At 68.8% G+C, this 16659-nt stretch carries 16 protein-coding genes; 4 read left to right on the forward strand and 12 right to left on the reverse strand.

What is annotated here, in order from left to right; genetic code table 11:
• Positions 1–28: 28 nt before the first annotated feature.
• Positions 29–964, forward strand: coding sequence for a serine hydrolase (locus G6N28_RS01890; protein ID WP_163896779.1), 936 nt, complete (start codon positions 29–31; stop codon positions 962–964).
• A gap of 100 nt (positions 965–1064) precedes the next feature.
• Here G6N28_RS01890 and trmD read toward each other — a convergent pair whose 3' ends face one another.
• The 6 genes from trmD to G6N28_RS01920 form a co-directional block, all read right to left on the reverse strand.
• On the reverse strand, positions 1065–1742 hold the full coding sequence (gene trmD, locus G6N28_RS01895) for a tRNA (guanosine(37)-N1)-methyltransferase TrmD (RefSeq protein ID WP_163896780.1): 678 nt from the start codon (positions 1740–1742) through the stop codon (positions 1065–1067).
• Positions 1742–2260: a ribosome maturation factor RimM gene (gene rimM, locus G6N28_RS01900; RefSeq protein WP_163896781.1), complete on the reverse strand. Its 519-nt coding sequence runs from the start codon at positions 2258–2260 to the stop codon at positions 1742–1744. Before rimM ends, trmD begins: the two co-directional genes overlap by 1 nt.
• 17 nt (positions 2261–2277) lie before the next feature.
• Positions 2278–2520: an RNA-binding protein gene (locus G6N28_RS01905; protein WP_003881089.1), complete on the reverse strand. Its 243-nt coding sequence runs from the start codon at positions 2518–2520 to the stop codon at positions 2278–2280.
• Positions 2521–2528: 8 nt separating this feature from the next.
• A complete protein-coding gene (gene rpsP, locus G6N28_RS01910; protein ID WP_163896782.1) occupies positions 2529–3101 on the reverse strand; it encodes a 30S ribosomal protein S16 in 573 nt (190 codons plus the stop codon).
• Between the two features lie 161 nt (positions 3102–3262).
• Positions 3263–4600 carry a magnesium transporter gene (mgtE, locus tag G6N28_RS01915; protein WP_163896783.1) on the reverse strand — a complete coding sequence of 446 codons (1338 nt, stop codon included), beginning with the start codon at positions 4598–4600 and terminating at the stop codon, positions 3263–3265.
• A 4-nt stretch (positions 4601–4604) separates the two neighbouring features.
• Entirely contained in the window at positions 4605–5024 is a 420-nt protein-coding gene (locus G6N28_RS01920; RefSeq protein ID WP_163896784.1) for a nuclear transport factor 2 family protein, read from the reverse strand.
• A gap of 31 nt (positions 5025–5055) precedes the next feature.
• Here G6N28_RS01920 and G6N28_RS01925 point away from each other — a divergent pair, with 31 nt between their 5' ends.
• Positions 5056–5934 (forward strand): D-alanyl-D-alanine carboxypeptidase family protein, encoded by an 879-nt coding sequence (locus G6N28_RS01925; RefSeq protein WP_163896785.1) that lies wholly within the window; start codon positions 5056–5058, stop codon positions 5932–5934.
• A gap of 188 nt (positions 5935–6122) precedes the next feature.
• Positions 6123–6959, forward strand: coding sequence for a D-alanyl-D-alanine carboxypeptidase family protein (locus tag G6N28_RS01930; RefSeq protein ID WP_163896786.1), 837 nt, complete (start codon positions 6123–6125; stop codon positions 6957–6959).
• A gap of 74 nt (positions 6960–7033) precedes the next feature.
• Here G6N28_RS01930 and G6N28_RS01935 read toward each other — a convergent pair whose 3' ends face one another.
• Positions 7034–8122 carry a metal-dependent hydrolase family protein gene (locus G6N28_RS01935; protein WP_163896787.1) on the reverse strand — a complete coding sequence of 363 codons (1089 nt, stop codon included), beginning with the start codon at positions 8120–8122 and terminating at the stop codon, positions 7034–7036.
• On the reverse strand, positions 8119–9672 hold the full coding sequence (ffh, locus tag G6N28_RS01940) for a signal recognition particle protein (protein ID WP_163896788.1): 1554 nt from the start codon (positions 9670–9672) through the stop codon (positions 8119–8121). Before ffh ends, G6N28_RS01935 begins: the two co-directional genes overlap by 4 nt.
• 132 nt (positions 9673–9804) lie before the next feature.
• Between ffh and G6N28_RS01945 the strand changes: the two genes are divergently transcribed.
• A complete protein-coding gene (locus tag G6N28_RS01945) occupies positions 9805–10908 on the forward strand; it encodes an agmatinase family protein (RefSeq protein ID WP_163896789.1) in 1104 nt (367 codons plus the stop codon).
• Here G6N28_RS01945 and G6N28_RS01950 read toward each other — a convergent pair.
• From G6N28_RS01950 to ftsY, 4 genes are all read right to left on the reverse strand, one after another.
• Complete coding sequence (locus G6N28_RS01950; RefSeq protein WP_163896790.1) at positions 10905–13379, reverse strand: [protein-PII] uridylyltransferase; 2475 nt, start codon at positions 13377–13379, stop codon at positions 10905–10907. The two genes, G6N28_RS01945 and G6N28_RS01950, sit on opposite strands and share 4 nt — an antisense overlap.
• Positions 13380–13458: 79 nt before the next feature.
• The gene (locus G6N28_RS01955) at positions 13459–13797 is read right to left on the reverse strand and encodes a P-II family nitrogen regulator (protein ID WP_018600748.1); all 339 of its coding nucleotides are present in this window, start codon (positions 13795–13797) and stop codon (positions 13459–13461) included.
• Between the two features lie 33 nt (positions 13798–13830).
• Complete coding sequence (locus G6N28_RS01960) at positions 13831–15186, reverse strand: ammonium transporter (protein WP_163896791.1); 1356 nt, start codon at positions 15184–15186, stop codon at positions 13831–13833.
• 183 nt (positions 15187–15369) lie between these two features.
• Complete coding sequence (gene ftsY, locus G6N28_RS01965; protein ID WP_163896792.1) at positions 15370–16656, reverse strand: signal recognition particle-docking protein FtsY; 1287 nt, start codon at positions 16654–16656, stop codon at positions 15370–15372.
• Positions 16657–16659 lie beyond the last annotated feature (3 nt).

A 16659-nucleotide genomic window follows, 5' to 3' on the forward strand; every position in this document is an offset into this window, starting at 1 on the left:
GCAGCGCCCCGGGTTACAAGGGAGAGCGATGCGACCAGTGGCGTCGAAGCTCGTCACGGCCGTTGCAGGGGCCACGGTTGCGGTGCTCGTCGGCTCGGGGTGCGAGGCCGGGGTGCACGGCACACCGCCGCCGCCCGCGGAATCGCCCGTCGTCGTCATCGCGCCGCAGGGCAGGATGGCGCCGCTGCCGGAAGCCCCGCCCCCCGCCGCGTTCGAGGGCCTGCAGGACCGGACAAAACGGGCCACCGCGGACGCCGCGGCCGCCGGTGCCGAGATCACCGTCACCGTGCTGGATCGCAACAGCGGGCAGGTCGTATCCAACGGCAACGCGATGGCGATGCCGATGGCCTCGGTGGTCAAGGTGTTCATCGCCGACGACCTGCTGCTGCAGGTGGCCGAGGGCAAGACGCAGCTGTCCCCCGAAGACCGCCAGGCGCTCGACGTGATGTTGCGGGCCTCTGACGACAGCGCGGCCGAAGTGTTCTGGAGCCGCGGCGGCGGCAGCGAGATCATCGCCCGAATCAAGGCCCGATACGGCCTTGGCGCCACGACCGCGCCGTACAACGGGCGCTGGTTCAACACGCTGAGCACGACGGCCGACCTGGTCCGCTACTACGACATGCTGCTGTCCGGCGCCGGCGGGCTGCCGGCCGAGCAGGCCGACATCATCCTGTCCGATCTGGCGGCGAGCACCCCGACCGCGCCGGACGGCACCGTGCCCGGTGGCGTGTACCCGCAGCGGTTCGGGATCCCCGACGGGCTCTACGCCGAGCCGGTCGCGGTCAAACAGGGCTGGTTCTGCTGCTGGAACGGCGGCAACTGGGTGCACCTGTCGAGCGGTGTGATCGGACCGAATCATCGGTATGTGATGGCGATCGGCTCCATGCAACCCACCGACGACGTCACCGCGCGCGACACCATCACCCAGGCCGTCAAGACCATGTTCCCCGGCGGGCGGATCTGAGTCCGGCCTTCTCCGGTCAGAAGACGTGAAAACCCCCAATTTGGGCCCTTTCAAGGGGTTTTCACGTCTGCTCGCCGCGCGGGTGGGCCCTGCTCGCCGGTCAGTCCAGCAGGTCCGGGCGGCGCTCTCGGGTGCGCTTCAGGCTCTGTTCACGACGCCACGCCGCGATCTTGGCGTGATCACCCGACAGCAGCACCTCCGGCACATCCAAACCACGCCAGCTGGGCGGGCGGGTGTAGCTCGGCCCTTCCAACAAGCCGTGCGAATGCGAATCATCTTGGTGGGACGCGGGATTGCCCAGCACGTCGGGCAGCAGCCGAACGATGCTTTCGATCATCACCAGCGCCGCAGACTCGCCGCCGGGTAGCACGTAGTCGCCGATCGACACCTCCTCGACGCGCATCCGCCGGGCGGCATCCTCGACGACGCGTTGGTCGACACCCTCGTAGCGCCCGCAGGCGAATACCAGGTGCTTCTCGGTGCTCCACCGCCGCGCGTCGCGTTGGGTGAACAGTCTACCCGCAGGCGTTGGCACGACGAGAAGCGTTTCCTCGGAACAGATCTCGTCGAGCGCTTCGCCCCACACCGGCGCCTTCATCACCATGCCGGGCCCTCCGCCGTAGGGCGCGTCGTCGACGGACCGGTGCACGTCGTGGGTCCAGCGCCGCAGATCGTGCACGATGAGTTCGACGATGCCCGCCTCGATCGCCTTGCCCGGCAAGGACTGTCGCAGCGGCTCGAGGTAGTCGGGAAAGATCGTCACCACGTCTATGCGCATCAGCTCAGCTCCAGCAGACCCGCCGGCGGGTCGATCTCGACGACGCCGTCGGACAGCGACACGGTCGTGACGATGGCGCTCACGAACGGCACCAGCACCTCCCGGTCCCCGGCCCGTACCGCGAGCAGTTCACCTGCGGCGGTGTGCAACACCTCGGCGACGGTGCCGACCTCGACGCCGTCGACCGTGCGGACCCGCAGCCCTTCGAGTTGATGGTCGTAGAACTCGTCGGGGTCCTCGATGGGCGGCAGATCGGCTGAGTCGACCAGGAACACGGTGCCCCGCAACGCTTCCGCGCCATCTCGGTCGACCACCCCGGCGAGCCGTACCAGCAGCCGATTACCGTGCGGGCGCACCGATTCGATCACGTATCGCCGTTCGGATCCGCCTTTGGCGGGCCGCCCGCGCAGCGTGGCGCCGACCGCGAACCGCTCGTCGGGTTCGTCGGTGCGGACCTCGACGACGAGTTCGCCGGTGACGCCGTGGGCCTTGGCCACCCGCCCGACCACCAGGTCCATGCGACCTCTACCGGTCTCTACTGGTCGGTGTCCACCACATCGACGCGGATCCCTCGACCGCCGATCCCGGCGACCAGTGTGCGCAGCGCGGTGGCGGTGCGACCGCCGCGGCCGATGACCTTGCCGAGATCGTCCGGATGGACATGGACCTCGACGGTGCGGCCCCGGCGGCTGGTCACCATGTCGACCCGGACATCGTCGGGGTTGTCCACGATTCCGCGAACCAGGTGCTCGACGGCGTCGACGACGACTGAGCTCACGGCCGTCCTCAGCTCTCAGCCGACGCGGACTCGCCCGAGGCGCCATCCTCCGTGGCGCCGGCCGCGGTCGCGTCAGCGCCTTCGGCCGCCGGCTCCGAGGCGTCCTTGGCGCCCGACGGCTCGGCGCTGGCCTCGGCTTCGACGCCCTTCTTGGCCGACTCCTCGGTCGCCTTCTCCGCCGCCTTCTTGGCGGGTGCCTTCTTCTTCTTGGGCTGGGTGGCCTCGCCCGACGACCCACCCTCGGCCTCCGCCAGCGCGGCGTTGAACAGGTCGAGCTTGCTGGGCTTGGGCTCCTTGACCTTCAACGTGCCCTCGGCGCCGGGCAGACCCTTGAACTTCTGCCAGTCACCGGTGATCTTCAGCAGCGCCAGGACCGGTTCGGTGGGCTGGGCGCCGACGCTGAGCCAGTACTGCGCGCGCTCCGAATCGATCTCGATGAGGCTGGGGTCTTCCTTGGGGTGGTACCGGCCGATGATCTCGATCGCGCGGCCGTCACGGCGGGTGCGCGCGTCGGCGACGGCGATGCGGTACTGGGGGGTGCGGATCTTGCCAAGCCGGGTCAGCTTGATTTTGACAGCCATGGTTGAGCGACTTCTCCTGTGATTGCCACGCCGGCAATTCAGCGACCGGGGCGGGCTGCCCCGGTCCGGTTTTGCCTTACGTGTGTGACCACCGCACGGCCGTAGTCGTGGGCAGACAGCCGACCATTGTGCCAGAACCGGGCCACCCAGCGGAAATCCGGTCAGATACCCAGAACGGCCCGCGCGATCAGGAAGTACATCAGCAGACCGGTGGCGTCGACGAACGTGGTGATGAACGGATTCGAGAACACCGCGGGATCGGCGCGCACGGCGCGGGCCAGCAACGGCATGACGCCGCCGACCGTGGCGGCCATCGTGCACACGGCCAGCAGCGTCAGCCCGATCACCGTGCCCAGCTGGCGGTCATAGACCGCCGTGGTCGCCAGAAACGCCACCGAGCCGAGCAGCAACCCGAGCGAGAACCCGACCTTGAACTCCCGTGCCGCCACCTTGGCGATGTCTCGGGGCCCGACGTCGCCCAACGCCAGCGCGCGCGTCACCGTGGTGGCGGCCTGGTTACCGGTGTTGCCTCCGGTTCCGATCAGCAACGGCACGAACAGCGCAAGGGCCACCACCTGGCTCAGGGTGGCTTCGAACACCTCGAGCACCTGCACGGTGAGCGTCGCGCCGATCGCCAACACGAGCAGCCAGACCACCCTGGAGCGCACCAGGGCGCTCACCGGGCTGGCGAGGTAGGGCCGCCGCAGCGGCTCGGTGCCGCTCATCCTGGCCTGGTCTTCGGTTTCGGCCGTCTCCAGGATGCGCAGCGCGTCGTCCACGGTGAGGATGCCGACCAGCCGCGACTCGCTGTCCACCACCGGGAGCGCAAGCACTTTGAGGATGGCGCATCGCCGTGCCGCCTCCTCGGCGTCGTCGGTGGCCTGCACCACGTGCGCGTCCTGCATCACGTCGCGGATCGGGGTGTCGGGTGACGCGCTCATCAGATCACGCAGGCTGACCACGCCCACCACGGCGCGCTGGTCGTCGGTGACCGGCAGCGTGTAGACGGTCTCGGCGTCGGCCAGCCGCTGCGTCACCACCGACAGCGCTTGGCCGGCGGTCAGGTTCGCGCGCAGGGCGACGAACTCCGGGCTCATCCGCCTGCCGATCGATCCCGGCGGATAACCGAGAATCTCCGCGGTGATTTCGCGCTCGCGGGCAGGCAGCCCCCGCATCAGGCGCCGCGCCACCGACGCGGGCAGCTCGTCGAGCAGTTCCACCCGGTCGTCGGGTTCCATGCCGGCGAACAAAGCGGCGACGTCATCGTGCTGAAGTGCGCGCACGAGGTCGCTCTGAAGGCTGGGGTCCAACGCCTCGAACACCCGAAGCGCCTGGTCCTTGGCCAGCAGCCGGTACAGCACGGCGCGGTCGGTGCTGTCCTGGCGCTCGAGCACCTCGACGACCTCCGCGGGCGTCATCGCACGCACCGCCACCCTCAGCTCGGCCAGGTCGGTGAGGCCAAGCGCGCGTTCGATCGTCTTGACCCGTTCCTCGGTCATGGCCTCACACCAGCTTGTCGAAGCACTTGGTCTCGACCCGTCGGCTCATCCGCCAACCCTCGGGGGTGCGGACGAACTCGTCGTCGTACCACAGCCCGCAGAACAGCACCTGGTTCTGCTCCCCGCCCATCACCATCGGGTTGAAGCAAAGGGTCCGCGACGACGCGGTGTCACCGGCGATGCGGACGTCGAAGTTGCCCAACAGGTGCGCGTAGGCGGGAAAGTTCGGCAGCACCTCGGCCAACCAGGCCTTGACTTGCGGATAGTGGCCGTCGATGCCGCCCATCGCCCGGTAGTCGATATAGGCATCGGCGGTGAACACCTGATCGAGGTCGTCGAATTTTCGTTGGTCGATGGCCGTCGAGTAGTCGATCAGCAGCTGCTGAATTTCCAACCGATCCGAAATCTCGCCCAGGCTCAGCATGTGTCGATTCAACACGACTAAGCTGCCGCCCATGCGAAGGCTGGTGATCGCCGTGACGGCCGCCCTGTGCCTGCTGCTCGGACAGTCCGTGACGGCGATGGCCGCGCCGATGGGCATCGAGCAACCCGCGGGTTCGGTGCCCATCCCCGAGGGCCCCGCGCAAGCGTGGCTCGTCGCCGACATGGACAGCGGCGCCGTGTTGGCCGCGAGAGACGAGTTCGGCCAGTACGCCCCCGCCAGCACCATCAAGGTGCTGCTGGCTCTGACGGTGCTCGACGAGCTGCCGCTGGACGCCACCGTCGTCGCCAACGAGGCCGACACCAAGGTCGAATGCAACTGCGCGGGCGTGACCCCGGGCATGGTCTACACCACTCGCCAGCTTCTCGAGGCGCTGCTGCTGGTGTCGGGCAACGACGCCGCCAACACGCTGGCCACCATGCTCGGCGGCCACGACGTGGCCGTGACGAAGATGAACGCCAAGGCCGCGCTGCTGGGCGCGTACGGCACCAACGCCGGTTCGCCGTCGGGTCTGGACGGCCCGGGCATCGCGATGTGGTCCTCACCGCACGACCTGGCGGTCATCTTCCGCGCCGCGATGACCAACCCGGTGTTCGCCCAGATCACCCGGCAGCCGACCGCCGTCTTTCCGACCAAGACCGGTGACAGGGTGCTGGTCAACCAGGACGAACTGCTCCAGCGCTACCCCGGCACGATCGGCGGCAAGACCGGCTACACCGACATCGCCCGCAAGACGTTCGTCGGCGCCGCCGAACGCAACGGCCGCCGACTGGTGGTGGCGTTGATGTTCGGTATGGACAAGCCGGGGCAGCCGACGTATTGGGACCAGGCGGCCAGCCTGTTCGACTGGGGCTTCGCGCTCGATCCGAACGCCAGCATCGGCTACCTGTAACCCGAGTTTCCCGGCGCGCGCCCACGCGTCGGCCGGCGAGCAGACGCAAACACCCCCATTTCGGCGGGGTTTTGGGGGTGCATGCGTCTGCTCGCGCAGAATTCAGTTTCCGCCGCGGGCACGAAAGTTGCCGAATCGCAACACAGTCGAGATCGCGTTGGCGACCGCGATGAATACGCTCGGCGGCCATGCGAAAGCTGCTGGCCGCGTTGGCCATTGCGCTGTCGGCAGCGGTTGGTGTCGCGGCCCCGGCGCCGGCCCAACCCGGCGTCGGACCGTCTGGCGCCGTCACCCTGCCTGACGGCCCCGCGCAGGCGTGGCTGCTCGCCGACCTCGACAGCGGGCGAATCCTGGCTTCCCGCAACCCATATGAACCGCACCCGCCCGCCAGCACCATCAAGGCGCTGTTGGCGATGGTGGTGCTGGACCACCTTCCGCTCAACGCGGTCATCCGCGCCAGCCAGGCCGCGGCCGACGTGGAATGTTCGTGTGCCGGGGTCAAGGCCGGCCGAGCCTACACCGTGCGCCAACTGCTCGACGGCCTGATGCTGGTGTCGGGCAACGATGCCGCCAACACGTTGGCCGACGGGCTCGGCGGCTACCGGGTCGCGGTCGCCAGGATGAACACCAAAGCGGCGGCGCTCGGCGCGCGAAGCACCCGCGCGTCGTCGCCGTCGGGGTTGGACGGCCCCGGCATGGAATCGGTCACCACCGCCAACGACCTGGCCATCATCTACCGCGCGGCGCTGCGGTATCCGGCGTTCGCCGCGATCGTGCGCCAACCGTCGTCGCTGTTCCCCACCGACAACGGGCCCAAGACCATCGTCAACCAGAACGAACTGCTCAAGCGCTACCCCGGCACCCTGGTCGGCAAGACCGGCTACACGAACCTAGCCCGCAAGACGTATGTCGGTGCGGCAGAACGCAATGGACGCCGGCTGGTGGTGGCGCAGCTGTACGGCAGCGGTGACCTCTACGGGCAGGCGATCCAGCTGTTGGACTGGGGCTTCAGCCAGCCCCGGTGAGCGTCTTCCCCCGGCGAGCAGACGCATACACCCCCAAAATGCTGCGAAAGGAGGGGTTTTGGTGTCTGCTCGCGCTAGCCGAACACCTGGCCGCGCAGGATCACCAGATCGGGGTTGTTGACGACGGCCGCGCCGGTGCGCGGATCCTCGCGGAAGCACACCAGATCCGCGGGGGCGCCGTGCTGCAGGCCCGGTCGGCCCAGCCATTCGCGGGCGTCCCAGCACGCCGCACCCAGTGCCTGCGTCGGGCTCATCCCGATGCCCTTGAGCGCGTCGATCTCGTCGGCGATGCGGCCGTGGGCGACCATGCTGCCCGCATCGGTGCCCGCGTAGATCGGCACGCCCGCCTCGCGGGCGGCGGCGATCCGCTGCGGGCACCGCTCGTAGAGGTCGCGCATGTGCCGCGCATAGGCGGGGTATTTGGCGGCCGCCTCGGCGATGCCGGGGAAGTTCTCGACGTTGATCAGCGTGGGCACCAGCGCGGTTCCGTGTTCGACCATCAACTCGATGGTGTCGTCGGTCAACCCGGTGCCGTGTTCGATGCAGTCGATGCCGGCCTTGATCAGCCCGGGCAGCGCGTCCTCGCTGAACACGTGCGCGGTGACGCGGGCGCCGTTGGTGTGGGCGGCGTCGATGGAGGCCTTGAGCACCTCGTCGGACCACAGCGGCGCCAGGTCGCCGACGTCGCGGTCGATCCAGTCGCCGACCAGCTTGACCCAGCCGTCACCGAACCTGGCTTCCTGCGCCACCGCCTCGGGCAGTGCGGACTCGTCGTCGAGTTCGATCGCGAACCCCCGCTGATATCGCTTGGGCCGCGCCAGATGGCGACCCGCACGGATGATCTCCGGCAGATCGTCGTGCTCGGCCAGAGCGCGGGTGTCGACGGGCGAACCGCAGTCGCGCAACAGCAGCGCGCCGACGTCGCGTTCGAGTGCGGCCTGCGCGATGCAGTCGTCGAGGTTGTCCAGCGCGCCGTGGTCACCGAGCCCGACGTGGCAGTGCGCGTCGACCAGGCCGGGCAGGATCCAGCCGTCAGACCCATCGGCCCCGAACACCGTGGTGGCGTCGGCGACGGGCTCGGCGCTCAGCAGCTCATCGACGATCCACCACTCGACCGGTTCTCCGTCGGGCAACCCGCGCCCGCGCACATGCAGGCGGGTCAATTCTTCGGGAACTTCAGCTTCGACAGGTCGATGTCGGCCAGCCCGGGCGGCAGCTCGTCGAGACCCTTGGGCATGCTCGACAGATCCGGGAAGTCCGCAGGCAGCCCGGGCATCCCCGCGCCGAGCGGATTGCGCACCTTCGGCGGCGTCGGCCCCCTGCCGCCCTTCTTGCCCTTCTTGCCCTTCTTGCCTTTGCGAGAACTCTTGCGGCCGAACGGCATACCCATCTGACCGGCCATCTGCGACATCATCTTGCGGGCCTCGAAGAACCGCTCGACGAGCTGGTTGACCTCGCCGACGGTCACCCCGGACCCCTTGGCGATGCGCAGCCGACGCGACCCGTTGATGATCTTCGGGTCGGCGCGCTCCTCGGGGGTCATGCCGCGAATGATGGCCTGCAGCCGGTCCAGCTGCTTGTCGTCGACGGCCGCGAGCGCGTCCTTCATCTGGCCGGCGCCGGGCAGCATGCCCAGCAGGTTGCCGATCGGGCCCATCTTGCGGATGGCCAGCATCTGCTCGAGGAAGTCCTCCAGCGTCAGCTCGCCGCTGCCGATCTTCTGGGCGGCCTCTTCGGCCTTCTGCGCGTCGAAGACCTGCTCGGCCTGCTCGATCAGCGTGAGCACGTCGCCCATCCCGAGGATGCGGCTGGCCATCCGGTCGGGGTGGAAGACGTCGAAGTCCTCGAGCTTCTCGCCTGCCGACGCGAACAGGATCGGGACGCCGGTGATCTCGCGCACCGAGAGCGCCGCGCCGCCGCGGGCGTCGCCGTCGAGCTTGGTCAGCACCACGCCGGTGAAACCGACGCCCTCCCGGAACGCCTCGGCCGTGGTGACGGCGTCCTGGCCGATCATCGCGTCGAGGACGAAGATCACTTCGTCGGGGTCGATGGCGTCGCGGATCGCCGCGGCCTGGCTCATCAGCTCGTCGTCGACGCCCAACCGGCCCGCGGTGTCGACGATGACGACGTCAAAGTGCTTGGCCTCGGCTTCTTCCACGCCGGCGGCGGCCACGGCGACCGGATCGCCGGGCGCGGCGTCCGCCTCGCCGTCGGGTCCCACGCCGGGATGCGGCGCGAACACCTGCACGCCCGCTCGTTCGCCGACAATCTGCAGCTGGTTGACGGCGCCGGGACGCTGCAGGTCACACGCCACCAACAGCGGCGTGTGCCCCTGGTCGCTGAGCCATTTGGCGAGCTTGCCGGCCAGCGTCGTCTTACCCGAGCCCTGCAGGCCGGCGAGCATGATCACGGTGGGCGGGGTCTTGGCGAACGCCAGCTGGCGGGTCTCGCCGCCGAGGATCGCGATGAGCTCCTCGTTGACGATTTTGACGACCTGCTGGGCGGGGTTGAGGGCGGCCGAGACCTCCGCGCCCTTGGCGCGCTCCTTGATACGGCCCACGAAGTCGCGCACGACGGGCAGCGACACGTCGGCTTCCAGCAGCGCCAGCCGGATCTCGCGGGCCGTCGCGTCGATGTCGGCTTCGGTCAGCCGGCCCTTGCCGCGCAGCCCCGTCAGGGCGCCGGTCAACCGGTCGGACAAGGATTCAAACACGAGGCCAAGACTACTTGGCTTCGACGCACCCCCTCGGAGCCCGCCTCGCCGGCGGCGGTGAATGCGAGACACCGCGGCCCGTTGTCGCGTAGGTTCTGCTGGACCCACCGGCACCTGCATGGGAGAAATGTCATGGATCTGTCGGGAGAGGCCTGGAGGGCACCCGTCGACCGTTCGCGCGACGCGCGTCGCGAACCGGGGCCGATCAACCTCCAGCGCTACCAGTTCACCCCCGCCTACGCGGGCATCGCCACCCTGTTCGGTCTGCCGTTGTGCCTCAACCAGGACGATCTGCGCGCCGGAGCCGTCGATGTGGCCGTCCTCGGCGCGCCCGTGGACATGTCGCTGGGCCATCGCGGCGCCGCGTTCGGGCCGCGCGGGATCCGCGCCGACGAACGGGTGCTGGCCCACTCGCCGGAGATGCTCGTCAGCGACAGCACCCGGGTGCACCCGTTCGAGGTGCTCACGGTCGTCGACTACGGCGACGCGCCCGTCGACCCGTTGAGCATCGAGAACTCGATGGAGCCGATCCGCGCGATGGTGCGCGAGATCGCCGAGGTGGGCGCCGTGCCGATCGTGCTCGGTGGCGACCACTCGATCCTGTGGCCGAACGCCGCGGCGCTGGCCGACGTGTACGGGCCGGGCAAGGTCGGCGTCGTCCACTTCGATGCTCACCCCGACTGCGCCAACGACCTCGTCGGCCACCTGGCCTCGCACGGAACACCGATCCGTCGACTCATCGACGACGAGCACATCCCGGGACGCAACTTCATCCAGATCGGTTTGCGTAGCGCGGTGGCGCCCGACGACGCGTTGTTCGAATGGATGCGCGAGAATGGGTTGCGCACGCACTTCATGGCCGAAATCGACCGGCGCGGCTTTCACACCGTGCTCGAGCAGGCCATCAGCGAGGCGTTGGATGGACCGGAGTATCTGTACCTGTCGCTGGACATCGACGTGCTGGACCCCGCGTTCGCCCCCGGAACGGGAACCCCCGAGCCGCCCGGTCTGACCAATCGCGAACTGCTACCGGCCATTCGGCGGATCTGCCACGAAACCCCGGTCGTCGGAATGGAAGTCGTCGAAGTGGCACCCCACCTCGATCCCGGTTACACCACGACGATGAACGCGCGGCGGGCGATTTTCGAGGCGCTGACCGGGCTGGCGATGCGCCGCCTGCAGCTGCCGGGCCCGGCCTATCTCCACCCCGACGTCGGCGGGCCGGCCCCCGGCTAACCGGCGTCGGCGGCCTGCTTGGCCGGCGGGGCGGGCGGGGCGGGCAACACCGCGAACAGGTCACGCTCGATGTCGGCGCGGGTGGCGGCGCCGCCGGTGATGCCGAAGACGTCGATCACCGACGACCCCAGCGTGGTGACCTTGGCCCACGCGATGTCGACACCTTCGCGTTCGAACACCGCGGTCAGCCTTGCCAGCAGGCCGGCGCGGTCGACGCTGCGGATCTGGACCACCTGCTGGCCCGGTGCTGCTCCGTCGGACCACAGGATCCGCGGTGGCGCGACGACATGGTTGATCGGCACCCCCGCCGGCGTCTGCCCGGCCCTGGCGGTGCCGTGTTGCGCGGCCTCGCTCTCGCGGCGGTCCAGCGACGTCAACACGTCCAGATCACCGTCGAGCGCGAGCACGAACTGCTGGCGCAGCAACTCCGCCGTCGGCGGCGATCCGAAGTGCGGCGAGACCACGAAGGTGTTGATCGCCGACCCCGAGAGGCCGTTGACCGACGCTGAATGCACCCGCAGCGAGTTCAGCGCCAACACCCCGGCCGCCTTGGACAACAGGCCGCGCCGGTCCGGGGCGATCATCGTGACGTGGTAGATGTGGGGGCTGTCCCCCGGCACCAGTTCGACATGCACCCTGCTGTCGGCGGCAAGCGAAAGATGATGCGGATCAATGGGATCGGGCTGCGGCAGCGGCTGGCCGGCCATCACCAACCGGCAGCGCCGCACCAGGTCGCCGATCAGCGAGGCCTTCCAGTCGCCCCACACCCCGGGGCCGGTGGCCTGGGAGTCCGCCTCGGCAAGCACGTATAGCAGCTCCAACAGCACGGAGTCGCCGTCGAGCGCGTCGACCACCGAGGCGATCACCTTGGGATCCTGCAGATCGCGCCGCGTCGCCGTGTGCGCGAGCAACAGGTGGTAGCGCACCATCTTCGACAGTGTTTCGACGTCGGAGGGCCACAGGCCCAGCCGGGTGCCGATCTGCACGGCCAACTCGGCGCCGATGACGCTGTGGTCGCCGCCGCGGCCCTTGCCGATGTCGTGACACAGCGCACCGAGGACCAGAAGGTCGGGACGAGACACCCTGGTGGTCAACTCGCTCGCACGGGCCACCGTCTCGACGAGATGGCGGTCGACCGTCCAGATGTGCACGATGTCGCGCGGCGGTAGGTCGCGCACCGCGCCCCACTCGGGAAACAGCCTGCCCCACAAGCCGGTTCGGTCCAGCGCCTCGATGGTGCTCACGGTGGCCGGGCCGGCCGCCAACATCACCAGCAGGTCTTTGAGGGCCTGACGGGGCCACGGCGCACGCAACTCCGGCGCGGTCTCGGCCAACCGGCCCAGCGTGGCGGCCGCCATCGGCAGACCGGTGGTGGCCGACGCGGCCGCGACCCGCAGCACCAGGCCGGGGTCGCGCTGCGGGCGGGCGTCGCGGGCCAGGATCACCTCGCCGGCGAACTCGACGACCCCTTCGTCGAGGGGACGGCGCATCGGCCTGCGAAATGCCGCGAGGCCGCGGCGCGGCAACGCGTTGGCCGCGGTGCGCACCCCGGCGTCGACGTAGAAGCTGATGGTGCGTGCGGCATCGGAAAGCATGCGCGCCAAGTCGAATCGGTCGCCGATCTGCAGTGCGGCGCCGATCTCGTCGGCATGCTGGGCCAGCAGCACCTGCCGGCCGCGTCCGGCCGCGCGGTGTAGTTCGGTGCGAACGTTGAGCAACGCCAGATGCGCCTCACCCAGCGTCGTGCTCGGCGACGCCGACGATCGGCTGGGGTAGACGTCGGCCAGTTGCGCGATGGCCAGCGCGTTGAGCAGTTGCACGTCGCGAAGGCCGCCGCGACCGCATTTGAGATCCGGTTCGGCGCGGTGCGCGATCTCACCGCTGCGCTGCCATCGCGCTTTGCTGTGCTCGACGAGTTCATCGAACCGCGAGGCGATTGCGGTACGCCACTGGCGACGGGCTCCGCTGATCAGCGCCGACGACAGATCGGTGTTGCCTGCAATATGGCGCGCTTCCAACATCGCCAGACCGGCCGAGATGTCCGTGCCTGCGACCCGCAGCGCCTCGGGAACCGTGCGCACGCTGTGGTCGATGCGAATGTTGGCGTCCCACAACGGGTACCACAGCAGCTCAGCGACCTTGCCGACGATGTCGGCGGGCAGATCGTCATGCAGCAGCGTCAGGTCCAGATCGGAGTAGGGCACCAGCTCGCCTCGCCCCAACCCGCCTGTCGCGACGATCGCGAAGCCGCTGTCTGCGGTGATGCCGATCTCGTTAGCTTTTGTAGTGAACCAGAATTCGTGCAGCTCCAGCAACGCGTCGCGCAGCGCTGCCGAGTCCAGTTGGCGGGTCGAGCCCGACAGCAGCTGTTCGCTCGCGGCGGCGAGATCGGTGGCCGGACGAGCAGATCCCGCCTCCGGCGCGGCCCATCGCGGGGCACCGGAGGCGGGATCGGGTGACTGCTCTGTCATCGGTGTCCTCTCCCGGCCTTTACCGAATCGATGCTCACGGTGGACGGCCGGACGACGACCTCTCGAGTTCAGATGCGGCTCAAAGGGCGTCGGCCCCCCGTTCCCCGGTGCGTACCCGCACCACGGTGTCCACGGGGCTGACCCACACCTTGCCGTCGCCGATCTTTCCGGTGCGGGCGGCCTGCACGATGACATCGACCACCTTGTCCACCGCCGAGTCCTCGACCACGACCTCCACCCGCACCTTCGGTACGAAATCGACGGAGTACTCCGCGCCGCGGTACACCTCGGTGTGACCTTTCTGGCGCCCATAGCCCTGGACCTCGCTGACGGTCATTCCGAGAATCCCCGTCTGTTCGAGCCCCGTCTTGACGTCTTCGAGCGTGAACGGCTTGACGATCGCCGTAATCAGCTTCATGTAGTTGTTCCCTTCCGATGAAATTGTCGCCGCTCAGGCGAGCTCGTAAGCCGTTTCAGCGTGTTCGGTCTCATCGATACCAGTTTCCTCGTTCTCGAGGCTCACCCGCCAGCCCATGGGCTTGACGATGAACGCGATGATCGCCGTCATGATCCCAGTGAACACCACGGCGGCCAGTGCGATAACAGCCTGCACCACCAGTTGTTTGATACCGCCGCCGTAGAACAGGCCCGTTTCGGTGGCCAGCAAGCCGATGCCGATGGTGCCCCAGAGGCCGGCGACGAGGTGAACGCCGACGACGTCGAGCGAGTCGTCGTAACCGAACTTGTACTTCATGCTGACGGCCAGCGACGAGAGTGCACCGGCGATCGAGCCGAGGATCAGCGATCCGATCGGCGACAGTGCACCGCAGGCCGGGGTGATCGCGACCAGGCCCGCGACGATGCCCGATGCCGCACCCACGCTGGTCGGTTTACCGTCGCGGATGCGTTCGACCACCAGCCAGCCCAGCATCGCCGCCGCCGTCGCAGCGGTGGTGTTGACCCACACCTGGCCGGCGACCATGTCGGCCGCGCCCTCGGATCCCACGTTGAAGCCAAACCACCCGAACCACAGGATCGCCGCGCCGAGCATCACGAACGGGATGTTGTGGGGCCGGTACGCCATCTTGCCGAAACCGTTTCGTCGGCCCACCAGGACGGCCAACACCAGGGCGGCCATACCGGCGTTGATGTGCACGACGGTGCCGCCCGCGAAGTCGATGGGCGCCACGGAGGCCACCCCGGCTTCCGCGTCGTAGCCGAATATCCATGACGCAATGCTGTTTTCGGCACCCGACAACAGGCCGCCGCCCCAAACCATGTGTGACAGGGGGAAGTACACCACCGTCACCCAGATCGCGCCGAACACCAGCCAGGTCGCGAACTTCATGCGTTCGGCCATCGCGCCGCTGATCAGGGCGACGGTGATCACGGCGAAGGTGAGCTGGAAGCCGGCCCAAACGATCGCGGGCACCGTGCCGAACCCGCCGAGCACGAAGAGCGTGTCGGCGCCGACCTCTTTGGTCTCCAGGAGGGGGCTCAGCCCGAACAGCGCGAACGGGTTGTCGAAAATGCCCAGGATGTCGGATTGACCGGTGTGCGCCGAGGCGAACGACATCGAGTAGCCCCACAACACATAGATGACGCTGACGACGCCGATGGAACCGAACGACATCATCATCATGTTGAGAACGGACTTCTGGCGGGACAGGCCGCCGTAGAAGAACGCCAGGCCCGGTGTCATGAACAACACCAGCGCAGCAGCGGTGAGCACCCATGCGGTATCTCCGGAACTCAAGCCTCCGGGGCCGAAAGGCGCGAACGCGTCGTCTGGTAAGGCTAGAAGCACTTTGTGTGAACCTCCTTGGGACGTGGGCCGATAGAGATCGGGCCTCCCGAAGAGACTCTGTGCCCGGCGTTTCACCGGTGATGCGTGTGCGTTTCGTCGATGTGAACGCGTCCGCGGACATCGTTACGCTCATGTTTCGCCGGCCGCGCCGGCGCTTCGGCGCACCGGCGCGGGTGCGGCGGCTCAGCCCAGCAGCGCGTCGACGAAGGCGGCGGGCTCGAACGGCGCGAGATCGTCGGGGCCCTCTCCGAGTCCGACGAGCTTGACCGGAACACCGAGTTCCTGCTGGACGCGGAAGACGATCCCGCCCTTGGCGGTGCCGTCGAGCTTGGTCAGCACCAACCCGGTGATGTCGACGACTTCGGCGAACACCCGTGCCTGCGGCAGCCCGTTCTGGCCGATGGTGGCGTCGAGCACCAGCAGCACCTCGTCGACCTGGGTGCGGCGGCTCACCACCCGTTTGACCTTGCCGAGCTCGTCCATCAGACCGGTCTTGGTGTGCAGTCGTCCCGCGGTGTCGATGACCACGACGTCGGCGCCGGACTCGATGCCCACGTCGACGGCGTCGAACGCCACCGACGCGGGATCGGCGCCTTCGGGGCCGCGGACCACCTGCGCACCGACCCGCGACGCCCAGGTCTGAAGCTGATCGGCCGCGGCGGCGCGGAAGGTGTCCGCCGCGCCGAGCACGACGCGGCGGCCGTCGGCCACCAGCACGCGCGCGAGCTTGCCGACCGTCGTGGTCTTTCCGGTGCCGTTCACCCCGACGACCAGCAGCACCGAGGGCTTGTCGGCGTGTGGCAGCGCCTTGATCGAGCGGTCCAGGTCGGGTTGCAGTTGCTCGATGAGCACCTCGCGCAGCACCGCGCGGGCGTCGGCTTCGGTGCGCACGCGGGCGGCGGCCATCCGCGAACGCAGTGCGGTGACGATCGCTTCGGTGACGACGGGACCGAGGTCGGCGATCAGCAGCGTGTCCTCGATCGCCTCCCAGGAGTCCTCGTCGAGGTCGCCGCCGCCGAGCAGGCCGAGCATGCTGCGGCCGAGCGTGTTCTGTGACTTGGCCAGCCGTCCGCGCAGCCGCTCCAGCCTGCCTTCCGGCGGGGCGATCTCCTCCACGACCGGGGTGGCGGGCTCGGCGGGTTCGGCGGGCGGCACGGGCTCGACCGGGGCCTCGGGCAGCTGCACATCGGCGATCGACCGCCTCGGCGCGTCGCGCGGGATGGTGGCGTCGTCGCCGACGCCGGGCAGCCCGGTGGTGTCGATCCGCTCGACCGGTTCGGCGGGGGCCGACTTCGAGAACGTGATGCCCGATGTCGTGGTGTAGCCGCCGGCGCGGTCGAGGGGGGTGGCGGTCTCGGGAGCCGACAGCCTGACGCGTCGCCGCCGGTAGCGCACCAATCCGACGACGAGCGCGGCGGCCACCAGCAGGACGACGACGACCGCGATCGCGATCCACAGACCCTCTGTCACGCC

The organism is Mycolicibacterium pulveris, assembly GCF_010725725.1.
Classification (GTDB): Bacteria; Actinomycetota; Actinomycetes; order Mycobacteriales; family Mycobacteriaceae; genus Mycobacterium; species Mycobacterium pulveris.

Coding starts and splice junctions, on each gene's coding strand:
- G6N28_RS01890 (WP_163896779.1), top strand. CDS start 29: ATGCGACCAGTGGCGTCGAAGCTCGTCACGGCCGTTGCAGGGGCCACG.
- trmD (WP_163896780.1), bottom strand. CDS start 1,742: ATGCGCATAGACGTGGTGACGATCTTTCCCGACTACCTCGAGCCGCTG.
- rimM (WP_163896781.1), bottom strand. CDS start 2,260: ATGGACCTGGTGGTCGGGCGGGTGGCCAAGGCCCACGGCGTCACCGGC.
- rpsP (WP_163896782.1), bottom strand. CDS start 3,101: ATGGCTGTCAAAATCAAGCTGACCCGGCTTGGCAAGATCCGCACCCCC.
- mgtE (WP_163896783.1), bottom strand. CDS start 4,600: ATGACCGAGGAACGGGTCAAGACGATCGAACGCGCGCTTGGCCTCACC.
- G6N28_RS01920 (WP_163896784.1), bottom strand. CDS start 5,024: ATGCTGAGCCTGGGCGAGATTTCGGATCGGTTGGAAATTCAGCAGCTG.
- G6N28_RS01925 (WP_163896785.1), top strand. CDS start 5,056: ATGCGAAGGCTGGTGATCGCCGTGACGGCCGCCCTGTGCCTGCTGCTC.
- G6N28_RS01930 (WP_163896786.1), top strand. CDS start 6,123: ATGCGAAAGCTGCTGGCCGCGTTGGCCATTGCGCTGTCGGCAGCGGTT.
- G6N28_RS01945 (WP_163896789.1), top strand. CDS start 9,805: ATGGATCTGTCGGGAGAGGCCTGGAGGGCACCCGTCGACCGTTCGCGC.
- G6N28_RS01950 (WP_163896790.1), bottom strand. CDS start 13,379: ATGACAGAGCAGTCACCCGATCCCGCCTCCGGTGCCCCGCGATGGGCC.
- G6N28_RS01955 (WP_018600748.1), bottom strand. CDS start 13,797: ATGAAGCTGATTACGGCGATCGTCAAGCCGTTCACGCTCGAAGACGTC.